The 11,653-nt window shown below is 64.9% G+C and carries 14 protein-coding genes; 7 read left to right on the top strand and 7 right to left on the bottom strand.

What is annotated here, in order from left to right:
• Positions 1 to 55: 55 nt before the first annotated feature.
• Positions 56 to 1,327 carry a metal-dependent hydrolase family protein gene (locus SALA_RS07165; protein ID WP_011541707.1) on the bottom strand — a complete coding sequence of 424 codons (1,272 nt, stop codon included), beginning with the start codon at positions 1,325 to 1,327 and terminating at the stop codon, positions 56 to 58.
• Between the two features lie 168 nt (positions 1,328 to 1,495).
• Between SALA_RS07165 and SALA_RS07160 the strand changes: the two genes are divergently transcribed.
• Positions 1,496 to 2,035, top strand: coding sequence for an FKBP-type peptidyl-prolyl cis-trans isomerase (locus SALA_RS07160; RefSeq protein ID WP_041383165.1), 540 nt, complete (start codon positions 1,496 to 1,498; stop codon positions 2,033 to 2,035).
• Between the two features lie 89 nt (positions 2,036 to 2,124).
• Here the strand turns inward: SALA_RS07160 and SALA_RS07155 are convergent, their stop codons facing one another.
• The 6 genes from SALA_RS07155 to pyrE are packed head-to-tail and all read right to left on the bottom strand — an operon-like array spanning position 2,125 to position 6,075.
• Positions 2,125 to 3,234 (bottom strand): AI-2E family transporter, encoded by a 1,110-nt coding sequence (locus SALA_RS07155; protein WP_011541705.1) that lies wholly within the window; start codon positions 3,232 to 3,234, stop codon positions 2,125 to 2,127.
• A 17-nt stretch (positions 3,235 to 3,251) separates the two neighbouring features.
• Complete coding sequence (lepB, locus tag SALA_RS07150) at positions 3,252 to 4,088, bottom strand: signal peptidase I (RefSeq protein ID WP_011541704.1); 837 nt, start codon at positions 4,086 to 4,088, stop codon at positions 3,252 to 3,254.
• A gap of 7 nt (positions 4,089 to 4,095) precedes the next feature.
• A complete protein-coding gene (gene acpS / locus SALA_RS07145; protein WP_011541703.1) occupies positions 4,096 to 4,497 on the bottom strand; it encodes a holo-ACP synthase in 402 nt (133 codons plus the stop codon).
• Positions 4,494 to 4,745: a hypothetical protein gene (locus SALA_RS07140; protein WP_011541702.1), complete on the bottom strand. Its 252-nt coding sequence runs from the start codon at positions 4,743 to 4,745 to the stop codon at positions 4,494 to 4,496. Before SALA_RS07140 ends, acpS begins: the two co-directional genes overlap by 4 nt.
• On the bottom strand, positions 4,742 to 5,488 hold the full coding sequence (locus tag SALA_RS07135; protein ID WP_011541701.1) for a pyridoxine 5'-phosphate synthase: 747 nt from the start codon (positions 5,486 to 5,488) through the stop codon (positions 4,742 to 4,744). The genes SALA_RS07140 and SALA_RS07135 overlap by 4 nt, the downstream gene beginning before the upstream one ends.
• The gene (gene pyrE, locus SALA_RS07130) at positions 5,485 to 6,075 is read right to left on the bottom strand and encodes an orotate phosphoribosyltransferase (protein ID WP_011541700.1); all 591 of its coding nucleotides are present in this window, start codon (positions 6,073 to 6,075) and stop codon (positions 5,485 to 5,487) included. The genes SALA_RS07135 and pyrE overlap by 4 nt, the downstream gene beginning before the upstream one ends.
• 230 nt (positions 6,076 to 6,305) lie before the next feature.
• On the opposite strand from pyrE, the gene coxB reads away from it, so the two are divergent.
• From coxB to SALA_RS07105, 6 genes are all read left to right on the top strand, one after another.
• Complete coding sequence (coxB, locus tag SALA_RS07125) at positions 6,306 to 7,337, top strand: cytochrome c oxidase subunit II (protein WP_011541699.1); 1,032 nt, start codon at positions 6,306 to 6,308, stop codon at positions 7,335 to 7,337.
• Positions 7,338 to 7,352: 15 nt separating this feature from the next.
• Positions 7,353 to 9,023 (top strand): cytochrome c oxidase subunit I, encoded by a 1,671-nt coding sequence (gene ctaD, locus SALA_RS07120; protein ID WP_011541698.1) that lies wholly within the window; start codon positions 7,353 to 7,355, stop codon positions 9,021 to 9,023.
• A 44-nt stretch (positions 9,024 to 9,067) separates the two neighbouring features.
• The gene (locus tag SALA_RS07115; protein WP_011541697.1) at positions 9,068 to 9,994 is read left to right on the top strand and encodes a heme o synthase; all 927 of its coding nucleotides are present in this window, start codon (positions 9,068 to 9,070) and stop codon (positions 9,992 to 9,994) included.
• Positions 9,991 to 10,140 carry a hypothetical protein gene (locus SALA_RS17315; RefSeq protein ID WP_192807454.1) on the top strand — a complete coding sequence of 50 codons (150 nt, stop codon included), beginning with the start codon at positions 9,991 to 9,993 and terminating at the stop codon, positions 10,138 to 10,140. The genes SALA_RS07115 and SALA_RS17315 overlap by 4 nt, the downstream gene beginning before the upstream one ends.
• Entirely contained in the window at positions 10,137 to 10,697 is a 561-nt protein-coding gene (locus SALA_RS07110; RefSeq protein ID WP_011541696.1) for a cytochrome c oxidase assembly protein, read from the top strand. The genes SALA_RS17315 and SALA_RS07110 overlap by 4 nt, the downstream gene beginning before the upstream one ends.
• 79 nt (positions 10,698 to 10,776) lie before the next feature.
• Positions 10,777 to 11,652 carry a cytochrome c oxidase subunit 3 gene (locus tag SALA_RS07105; RefSeq protein WP_011541695.1) on the top strand — a complete coding sequence of 292 codons (876 nt, stop codon included), beginning with the start codon at positions 10,777 to 10,779 and terminating at the stop codon, positions 11,650 to 11,652.
• Position 11,653: the final 1 nt, after the last annotated feature.

Here is an 11,653-nt window from a genome sequence, read left to right as displayed (position 1 = left end):
CCGCTAGGCTAGGGACAAAAGGCGAACGCGGCAAGGTGGCGCTCGGCGACCTGCCTCAGTCGGCGATCCGCCCGCGCACCATCACCCAGTCGACGCTTTCCAGCGCGCGCACATCGCTCAGTGGATCGCCCGAAACCGCGATCATGTCCGCCGACATGCCCGGCGCGATGCGGCCGATCTCATTTTCCATCGACAAGAGCCTGGCCGCCACGCTGGTGGCGCTCGCCAGCGCCTCGGCGGGGGTCAGGCCATATTTGACGAGCAGCGCGAACTCCTGCCCGTTGCGGCCATGTTCGAACACGCCCGCATCGGTGCCGAAGGCAACGGGGACGCCCAGCGCCTTGGCGCGCGTCACCGCCTTGCCGGCGTCGTTCAGCGTCATGCGCACCTTGTCCTCGACCGTCGGCGTATAAATGCCCTTGCCCAGCCGTTCGCGGATGCCCTCGAACGCCATGAGGGTGGGCACGAGATAGGTGCCCTTCGCTTTCATCACCTTCAGCGCAGCCTCATCGGCGAAGGTGCCATGTTCGATGCTGTCGATCCCTGCCGCCGCCGATGCGGCGATGCCGCCCGCACCATGTGCGTGCGCCATCACCTTCAGCCCCAGCGCATGCGCGGTGTCGGCGATGCTTTGCAGTTCGGCACTGGTGAAATGGCCCTCCAGCCCGCGTGCCTGCTGCGACAGCACGCCGCCGGTTGCGGTTATCTTGATGACATCGGCGCCCGCGCGCGACGCCTTGCGCACCTTTTCGGCGCATTCGACCGGGCCGGTGCAGGTATAGCCCTGGTCGAGCACATCATGCACGTCTTCGCGAAAGCCGGTCACGTCGCCATGCCCGCCGATGATCGACAGCGCCGGCCCCGCGGCGACGATCCGCGGCCCCTCGATAAAGCCGTTCGCGGTGCCGCGGCGCAGCGCATAGGCGCTATATTGGCCCGACCCCGCCTCGCGCACCGTCGTAAAGCCCGCGCGCAGCGTCAGCGCGGCGTTTTTGACGCCCACGACGACACCCCATTCGTCGGGATCGACCGCTTCGTTGCGATAATCGCCGCCGGGGTCGCCTGTCAGGTGGACGTGCAGGTCAATGAGGCCGGGGAGCAACGTCTTGTCGCCCAGATCGACGACCTCCGCTCCGGCGGGCGGGTCGATGCGGCCCGGCGCGATCGCCGTGATGCGATCGTCGGTGATGGTGATCGTCGACGGACCCTGCGCGGGCTTCGTGGCATCGGTGATGACGCGGCCCGCATAGACGAGGGTGGTCTTGGCGTTCGCCGCCGTGCCGAGCAGTGCAAGCGTCGCGGCCGCGAGCAATCCGAATCTGCGCATGGAATCTCCCCTGAGTGATGGCGTCATCGTGACGCGCCGCCCGGGACGGGGCAAGGGGGAATGGCGGCGCGCCCCGGCGCATTTGCCTCTGGACCGTGTGATGCCGCTCCGCCTATAGGCCTCACCGACAGTTTTGCGCCAACGGCGCTTGCGGAAGGATCAGCGGAAATGAGCGTGACGACGGTTCCATTGCGCCCGGTGAACAAGGGCGGGCTGTGGCTGATGTGGCTGGGCGTGATCGCGCTGATCGTCGCCGCCGCGGCTTTCGCCTGGCACATGACCCCGCGCATCGGCTTCGAGGTCGTCAAGGAAGGCAGCGGCCCCAGCCCGACCAAGGCCGATGTCGTGCTGGTGAAATATGAAGGCAAGCTCGCCGACGGCACTGTTTTCGACGCCAATGAACAGGCGCCGATGCAGGTCGCGCAGGTCGTGCCGGGCTTTTCCGAGGCACTCACGCGGATGCGCAAGGGTGGCGAATACAGGATCACCATCCCGCCGCAGCTTGGCTATGGCGACCGCGCGGTCGGGCCAATCCCCGCGAACAGCACGCTGCATTTCACCGTCACCCTGCTCGATTTCCGCTCGGAGGCCGAGGTTCGCGCGATGCAGCAGCAGATGCAGCAGATGCAACAGATGCAGCAGCAACAGATGATGCAGGGCGGTCCCGGTGGGCCGGCCGGTCCGCCGCCGGGTGCGCCGCAGCCTTAACAGAATCGTCGCCCCCGCGAAGGCGGGGGCCGCTATCGGCATAGCGCAAGGATACCAGCGGCCCCCGCCTCCGCGGGGGCGATGAGCCCTCAGCTTGCCGCCGCTTTCCCTTCGGCCGCCCCCGCATTGCGCTCGGCCTCGCGCTCCAGCGCGACCTTGATCATCGCGACGATCGGATCGGCGAGGAACAGGCCCATCAGTCCGAGGAGCGCACCGAACAATATCTGCGCACCCAGCACCAGCGCGGGCGCCAGATCGACCGTCTTCTTCGCGACCATCGGCACGATCAGATAGCCGTCGACCGTCTGCACGACCAGATAGATGCCGATCGCCCACAGCCCCGTGTCGGTCCCTGCCGAGAAGCCGACAAGGACGAGCAGCACGCCCGACAGGATCGCGCCGATGTTGGGAATGAAGGCGAGCAGGCCGGTGAGCAGCCCCAGCAGCGCCGCCATGGGAATGCCGACGGCGAGACAGGCGAGCCACGTCCCGATGCCTTCGACGAACATGCCGAGCAGCCGCCCGGCCATCAGGCGGCGGAGCGTGAAGCCCATGCGTGCAGTGGTGATATAGAAGTTCTCGCGTGCGTTCATCGGCAGCATCCACGCGACCCCGCGTTCGTAAAGCCGCGGTTCGATCGCGATGAAGATGCCAAGGACGACGATCATCACCAGGCTGGTCAGCGCGCCGAGCACGGTGCCGACCGCCGCGGTAACACGGCCGACGGTGCCCGCGATATTGTCGGCGATCGTCCTGGTATCGAGCTGGAAGCTTCCCATGCCATGATCGCTTGCCCAGCCGGCGATGCGTTCGACCTGCCCCATGACGACACCTTGCAGCGCGGCGGCCTGGGCGACGATTTGTGAGCCCGCGAACAGGATCGTCCAGGCAAGGAAGGCGAGCAGGGCCAGGCAGATGATCAGCAGCCGCCAGCCGCGCGCGACCGGCAGCACCCGGCCGAGCAGGCGCGTCCCGCCATCGAGCATCGAGGCGAGCACGATGGCGGCAAAGATCAGCAGGATCGGCTGGATCAGGATGATGCACAGCCCGATAGCCAGCGCAAGGCCCAGCCATACGCCCGCCTTTAGCAGTTCGGCGCGGACGATCTGGCTGCGGATTTCGGTCGGGCCGGGGGCCTCGCTCGTCGCGTCATAGGCGGCGGAGGTGCGTATCCCGCTTGCCTTCCTCGTCTCCGCCATGGCTTGTTCCCCGTTTGCTAATCGCCTGCACGCACGGGCCGCAGGTCGGTTCCCGCACGCCCCGGCCGCAGCGCCTCGAACCAGCTCAGCGGATTATACCATTTGGCCGTCCCGTCGGTCGAAAAGCTGATGATCTCCGCGCGCCCGGCGATCGCGTCGAACGGCACCGCGCCGCCCAGGCCCTTCAGTTCGGCCGGAACGCGGCTGTCGGCGCTACCGTCGCGGTTGTCGCCCATCAGGAACAGATGATTTGCGGGCACGACATAAGGGCCATAATCGTCGGTGGCATAGCCGGGGCCCATGTCGATCGTATCGAAGCTGGCACCGCCGGGCAGCGTTTCGCGGACGATCGGGATTTCGAGCAGTTCCTTCCCGTCGGCGCCGCGCGTGACGAAGCGCGACAGGCTGGAATCGGGGCCGGGCGTGTTGCGATCGACAGGGATCGCCAGCATCGGCTGCACCTCGCGCTTCACTGGCTTGCCGTTGATGCTGAGTTCGCCGTTCGTCAGCTGAATCGTATCGCCGGGCAGGCCGATCACGCGCTTGATATAATCGACGCGCGTCAGCGGATGTTCGAGCACGACGATGTCGCCGCGTTCGGGCAGCCTGCCGAACAGGCGCCCCTCCATCTTGGGCGCAAGGTGAAAGCTGACCGAGGCGTAGGACCAGCCATAGGGATATTTGCTGACGATCAGCCGGTCGCCGTTGCGCAGGATCGGCATCATCGAATCGGACGGAATGTAAAAGGGTTTGGCGACGCAGCTGTGGATGGCGAGCACGAGCAGCAATATCACCGCAATATCGCGGATCAGCTTGCCCCAGCTTCCGTCATCCTTCGTCTTTTTCTTCGTCATTATCCGGTCAGTCCTTGATGGCTTCGATGATGACGAACGCCTGCGCCCAGGGGTGGTCGTCGGTCAATGTCAGGTGGATATGCGCCGTGTGACCGGGCGGTATCATGGCCGCGAGCCGCTCTGCCGCGCCGCCGGTCAGCGCCAGCGTCGGCGCCCCCGACGGCGCGTTGACGACGCCGATGTCCTTCATGAACACGCCGCGCTTGAAGCCGGTGCCGACGGCCTTGGAGAAGGCCTCCTTCGCGGCGAACCGCTTGGCGTAGGTGCCCGCGCGCGTGAACGGCCGCCGCGCCGCCTTGGCGCGCTCGACGTCGGTAAAGACGCGATTTTCGAAGCGCTCGCCGAAACGGTCGAGCGAAGCCTGGATACGCTCGATATTACAGAGGTCGGAGCCGAGGCCGATGATCATGACCGCCGCTCGTCGTGCTGGACCTTCGCGCGCACAAATTTGAAGATCAACCGCATAAACACATACAGGACGCAGGTGAAAAACAGGAAGCCTATGCCATAAACGATGTGCATCCAGTCAAATGGCTTCCCCTGATCTGCATCGTGCCAAATGTTTATAACGACAATCAGCAGAATGAAGAACGGAAAAATCTTGAGAAACCAAATGGAAGCACGCCACTGTTTCTCGACAAAATCGGACGTTTTCATCCCCGCGCCTCATCCATCAGCGCCCGCATTCGCCGCACCGCATCTTCCAGCCCCGTAAAGATCGCCTCGCCGATCAGATAATGGCCGATGTTGAGTTCGGCGAGCTGCGGGATCGCGGCGACGGGGACGACATTGTCATAGGTGAGGCCGTGCCCCGCGTGCGGTTCGATGCCGTTCTTCGACGCGAGCGCCGCAGCGTCGGCGATGCGGCGCAGTTCGGCGGCGCGCGCTTCGCCGTCTGAATGGGCATAGCGGCCGGTGTGAAACTCGACCACCGGCGCGCGCAGGCGCATCGCGGCCTCGATCTGGCGCGCGTCGGGCTCGATGAACAGGCTGACGCGGATGCCCGCGTCGGACAGGCGCGCGACGATCGGCGCAAGGTGATTATGCTGCCCCGCGGCGTCCAGCCCGCCCTCGGTCGTGCGCTCCTCGCGCTTTTCGGGGACGATGCACGCGGCGTGCGGTTTGTGGCGCAGCGCGATCTCGACCATTTCGTCGGTCGCCGCCATTTCGAGGTTGAGCGGCAGGTCGGTCGCCGCCTGGATGCGTGCGAGGTCGTCGTCGCGGATATGGCGCCGGTCCTCGCGCAGATGCGCGGTGATGCCGTCGCCGCCGACCGCCGCGACGATCGCCGCCGCGCGCACCGGGTCGGGATGCTCGCCGCCGCGCGCATTGCGGATCGTCGCGACATGGTCGATGTTGACGCCGAGCCGCAGGCGGTGCGGAGAGGGCGCGACGTTCAAGCTGCCACACTCCGGCTGCCGGGCTTGATCGCCTCGGTGCCCGCGAGTTCGGGGGGCAGTTCGTCGGCGGCATAGGTCGGGAAGTTGATCGCGACGAGCGGGTAGAAGGGCACGCCAAGGTCGATGTTGCTACCTGCCGAGCGATCGACGAGCGCGGCTTCGGCGACGACCTCGCCGCCTGCGGCGCGCACCGCTTCCATGGCTTCGCGTGAGGACAGGCCGGTGGTCACGACGTCCTCGACCATCAGCACCTTGGCGCCGGGATCGATGGTGAAGCCGCGACGCAGTTCGAAGGTGCCGGTCGGGCGTTCGACGAAAATCGCCGGCTTGCCGAGCGCGCGGCCCATTTCGTGCCCGATGATGACGCCGCCCATCGCGGGCGAGACGACAAGGTCGATCGCCTGCTTGAGTTCGCGCGGCAGCTTGGCGGCGAGCGCGGCGGCGAGGCGCCCGGCGCGTTCCGTATCCATCAGCACGCGCGCGCATTGCAGATAATATTCGCTGTGGCGGCCGGAGGAGAGCAGGAAATGCCCCTGCAGCAGGGCGTCGGCGGCACGGAACTCGGCCAGGATTTGGTCGTCAGTCATGGGAGATCGGTCTTTTGTCCATAGCGTCGCCCGCGGCGGGCGACCGGGTTTTGGCGGCGCCTGTTTGCCCGCCGCAAAATAGTGTTAGAGATGCTTGAGGCAAGCGGCAAGCGGGTCTATAGCGCCCGCGAGATTCAGCCGGTCCGATGGCTGCGCGGGCGCATGTCCGGCGGCGGGAATGGCGGGCTGGGGAATCATAAATACAACAGGCAACGGGCGGCACTATCCTTATGAAGAGCTTGAAAACCCCTGTAATCAAGGTGTTAATCGCGGCAGCCTTGTCGCTTGGCGCGGTCGGCGCCGGTCATGCGCAGACCGCCGCGACGGCTCCGACCGCGGCGAATCCGGCGCCGGTCGCCGCGCCCGTCGAAGCCCCCGTCGCGGTTCCGGCGGCTGCCGATGCGGCGTCGCCCGCGGGCGACGCGACCTATGTACCGATGAAGCCGACGCCCGGCGTCGGCCAGCCGGTCGACCGGGGAATCGACTTCCAGCCGCAGGTCAGCCCGATCGGCGAACAGGCCTATTGGTTCAACCATGTGATGCTGCTGCCGATCATCACGATCATCTCGCTCTTCGTTCTCGGCCTGCTGCTGTGGGTTATCTTTCGCTATCGCGCCAGGGCGAACCCGGTGCCGTCAAAGACGACACACAATACCTTCATCGAGATCGTCTGGACCGCGATCCCCGTCCTCATCCTCGCGGTGATCGCGGTGCCGTCGATCCGTCTGCTCGCGGCGCAATATGAACCGCCCAAGAAGGACGCGCTGACGATCAAGGTCACCGGATACCAATGGTATTGGGGCTATGCCTATCCCGACCAGGGCATCGGCGAATATGTGTCGAAGATGCTGACCAAGGAACAGGCCGACGCCGCGGGCGAGCCGCACCAGCTCGCCGTCGACAACCGCATGGTCGTCCCCGTCGGGCGGCAGGTGAAGCTGATCGTCACCGGCGCCGACGTGATCCACAGCTTCGCCGTCCCCGCTTTCTGGACCAAGATGGACGCGGTTCCCGGCCGCGCCAACGAAACGACGTTCACCGCCAACAAGGTCGGCGTTTATTACGGCCAGTGCTCGGAGCTTTGCGGCGTCGATCATGGCTATATGCCGATCGCGGTCGAAGTGCTGCCGGTCGACAAGTGGGAGGCATGGGTGCGCTCGAAAGGCGGCAACCCGAATGGCCCGGTCGTCGAGACCGCCGCCGCCACGACCGTATCCGCGCCAGCTGCGGCTCCCGCCGCCATCCCGGCTGCCAAGAATTAACAAGGGGTCCGACAGATGACCGATATCGCAGCGACTGCACCCGCGCACGGCCATGCCGATCACGCGCACGACCATGATCACGACACTCCGGGCTTTTTCGTCCGCTGGTTCATGTCGACGAACCACAAGGACATCGGCACGCTCTACCTGATCTTCGCGATCGTCGCGGGGATCGTGGGCGGCGTGCTGTCGGGCATGATGCGCCTCGAACTCGCCGAACCGGGCGTGCAATATCTGGGCGGCTGGGCCGAAATGCTCGGCGGCGCGGGCGACGAGGTTGCGGGCAAGCATTTCTGGAACGTGATGATCACCGCGCACGGGCTGATCATGGTCTTCTTCATGGTCATGCCCGCGATGATCGGCGGCTTCGGCAACTGGTTCGTGCCGCTGATGATCGGCGCGCCCGACATGGCCTTCCCGCGCATGAACAATGTCTCCTTCTGGCTGACCTTCGTGGCGTTCGTCATGCTCGTCGGATCGATGTTCGTGCCCGGCGGCAGCGGCCTTGGCGCCGGCACCGGCTGGACGGTCTATGCGCCGCTGTCGACCAGTGGTTCGGCCGGGCCCGCGGTCGACATGGCGATCTTCTCGCTTCACCTTGCGGGCGCGGCGTCGATCCTCGGCGCGATCAACTTCATCACGACCATCTTCAACATGCGCGCGCCGGGCATGACGCTGCACAAGATGCCGCTGTTCGTATGGTCGGTGCTCGTCACCGCCTTCCTGCTGCTGCTCGCGCTTCCGGTGCTTGCCGCGGCGATCACGATGCTGCTCACCGACCGCAATTTCGGCACCACCTTCTATGATGCGGCGGGCGGCGGCGATCCCGTGCTTTACCAGCATCTCTTCTGGTTCTTCGGCCACCCCGAAGTCTATATCATGATCCTGCCGGGCTTCGGCATCGTCAGCCAGGTCATCTCGACCTTCAGCCGCAAGCCGGTGTTCGGCTATCTCGGCATGGCCTATGCCATGGTGGCGATCGGTGTCGTCGGCTTCATCGTGTGGGCGCACCACATGTTCACCGTCGGCATGAGCGTGAACCTGAAGATGTATTTCACCGCGGCGACGATGGTGATCGCGGTCCCGACCGGCATCAAGATATTCAGTTGGATCGCGACGATGTGGGGCGGGTCGATGAGCTTCAAGACCCCGATGGTCTGGTCGCTGGGCTTCATCTTCATGTTCACCGTCGGCGGCGTGACCGGCGTGGTTCTCGCCAATGGCGGCGTCGATACCGCGCTTCACGACACCTATTATGTCGTCGCGCACTTCCACTATGTGCTTTCGCTCGGCGCGGTCTTCTCGCTCTTCGCCGGTTTCTATTACTGGTTCCCGAAGATGTCGGGCCGGATGTACAACGAGGCGCTGGGCCAGCTGCACTTCTGGATCTTCTTCATCGGCGTGAACGTGCTCTTCTTCCCCCAGCACTTCCTGGGTCAGCAGGGAATGCCGCGCCGTTACCCCGACTATCCCGACGCCTATGCCTTCTGGCACCTCATCTCGTCCTGGGGCTATGTCATCATGGGCGTGGGCGTGCTGATCTTCTTCGCGAACATTCTCTGGTCGCTGGTCGCGGGGAAGAAGGCGGCGGACAATCCGTGGGGCGAAGGCGCAACGACGCTCGAATGGACGCTGTCGAGCCCGCCGCCGTTCCACCAGTTCAACGAACTGCCGCGTATCGCCTGACAGGCCGCGCCCTCTGCTGACTTCCGGCAGGGGGCGCAGCCCTGATGGCCGGAGTGATTATGGCGCAAAGCCTGACCCATGATGCGATGACGCTCCCCGCCGACTGGCGCGACCTGCTCGCGCTGACCAAGCCGCGCGTCATGTCGCTGGTGGTGTTCACCGCGCTGTGCGGCCTGCTCGCGGCGCCGGGTGACGTGCATCCGGTGCTGGGTTTTTCGTCGATCCTCGCGATCGCGCTGGGGGCAGGGGCGTCGGGCGCGCTCAACCAATGGTATGAGGCGGGGCTCGACGCCAGGATGAAGCGCACCGCAGGCCGCCCGCTGCCCGCCGGACGGCTCGATCCGCAGACGGCGTTGCAGTTCGGGATCGGGCTCGCTGCCTTTTCGCTGTTCCTGATGCTCTTCGCGTCGAACTGGCAGGCGACCGTGCTGCTTGCGGGCTCGATCCTCTTTTACGTCGTCATCTACACGATGTGGCTGAAGCCCCGGACGCCGCAGAATATCGTCATCGGCGGCGCAGCGGGGGCCTTTCCGCCGCTGATCGGCTGGGTCGCGGCAACAGGATCGATCGCGCCGCTGCCGGTGCTGCTCTTTCTGCTCATCTTCCTGTGGACGCCGCCGCATTTCTGGGCGCTCGCGCTGTTCGTCCGCTCGGATTATGCCGCCGCCGGCATTCCGATGATGCCCGTCGTCGCGGGCGAAAAATCGACGCGGCGCCAGATCCTTTTTTATGCGCTGATTATGGCCGCGGCTGCGATCGCGCCCTGGCCGCTGGGCTATACCGGTGCGCTTTATGGCTGGACGGCGATTTTGCTCTCGGCAATCTTTGTCCTGTTGTCGGTGCAGGTCGGCATCCGAACGACGGCCGAGGACGACAGGATGCAGCCCGAAAAGCGGCTTTTCGCTTTCTCGATCGCCTATCTTTTCATCCTGTTCGGCGCGGTGGTGGCCGATCATTGGTGGCCGCTATGACGAACGAACCCGACCAGCCGCCCTTCGACGAGGCCGAATATCGGCGCCGCCAGCGCAGCCGCGCGAATATGATGGCGTGGATGCTCGGTGCGCTCGCGGTCCTGTTCTTCTTCATCACCATCGCAAAGATGCAGATTTTCGCATGATCCAGAGCCTGTCGCCCAAAGCCAGAACCGCCGGCCTTGCCGGCATCCTTGCGCTCGCCATGACGGGTCTCGGCTTCGCGGCGGTGCCGCTCTACGATCTTTTCTGCCGCGTGACGGGGTTCGGCGGTACGACGCAGCGTTACGACGCCGCCGCTGCCGCAGCCGAGCCCGAAATCCTCAGCCAGACGATATCGGTGCGTTTCGACGCCAATGTCTCGCCCAGGCTGCCATGGACATTCTATCCCGAGCATCCGACCGACACGGTCAGCATCGGCGCGCGCGACATGGCGATCTTCATCGCCGAAAATAATTCGGCCGCGCCGGTCGTCGGCACTGCCAGCTTCAACGTCACGCCGACGCAGGCGGGTAAATATTTCACCAAGATCCAGTGCTTCTGTTTCACCGAACAGCGGCTGGAACCGGGGCAACAGGTGCGGATGCCGGTGCTCTTCTTCGTCGACCCCGCGATCGTCGACGACCCCGACGCGCGCGACGTTCAGGAAATCACGCTCAGCTATACCTTCCACCCTGTAGACGAGGGCAAAAAGGCGAGCTAAGGCCGCTCCGAGAGTCTAACGAGGACCGGCAGGCGGTGGGGAATCGCGATGCTGGGGCAGCAAAAACGGGAATTGTGACATGGCCGGTGCCAAACATCATGACTATCACCTGGTAAACCCCAGCGTCTGGCCGCTCATCGGTTCGTTTGCGGCGCTGACGATGTTTTTCGGGCTCGTGATGTTCATGCACGACGATTATTTCGGCGGCGTCGGCAAATGGGTGCTCGGGCTGGGTTTGGCCGGCGTTATCGCGACCTTTTTCCAGTGGTGGGCCGACGTCATCAACGAAGCCCATGCCGGCGACCATACGCCGGTCGTCCAGCTCCACCTGCGCTATGGCATGATCCTGTTCATCGCGTCGGAGGTGATGTTCTTCGTCGGCTGGTTCTGGGCCTGGTTCGACTTTTCGCTGTTTCCGGTGCCGATCGAATATGCCGACGGTGCGGTCACCTCGCTGTTCGGGCAGGAGGGCGCCGACGCCATCGCCATGTGGCCGCCCAAGGGCATCGAAGTCATCGATCCCTTCTCGCTGCCGCTGCTCAACACGCTGATCCTGCTCTGCTCGGGCACGACGATCACCTGGGCGCACCACGCGCTGATCCACGGCGACCGCGAAGGTCTGAAAAAGGGGCTGTGGGCGACGATCATCCTCGGCGTCGTTTTCTCGGCGATCCAGGCATATGAATATGCCCACGCGCCCTGGGGTTTCGGTGGCAGCAATTACAGCTCGGCCTTTTTTATGGCTACCGGCTTCCACGGCTTCCACGTTCTGGTCGGCACAATCTTCCTGATCGTCTGCCTCGTGCGCGCCTATAAGGGCCATTTCACCCCGCAACAGCATTTCGGCTTCGAGGCGGCGGCGTGGTACTGGCACTTCGTCGACGTCGTGTGGCTGTTCCTCTTCATCATCGTCTATGTCTGGGGCGGCTGGGGCGCGCCGGTCGCTGCGCACTAAA

This window comes from Sphingopyxis alaskensis RB2256 (assembly GCF_000013985.1).
Classification (GTDB): domain Bacteria; phylum Pseudomonadota; class Alphaproteobacteria; order Sphingomonadales; family Sphingomonadaceae; genus Sphingopyxis; species Sphingopyxis alaskensis.
The sequence above is the reverse complement of the archived record's forward strand: the minus strand, read 5'-3'. Positions and strand labels throughout refer to the sequence as shown.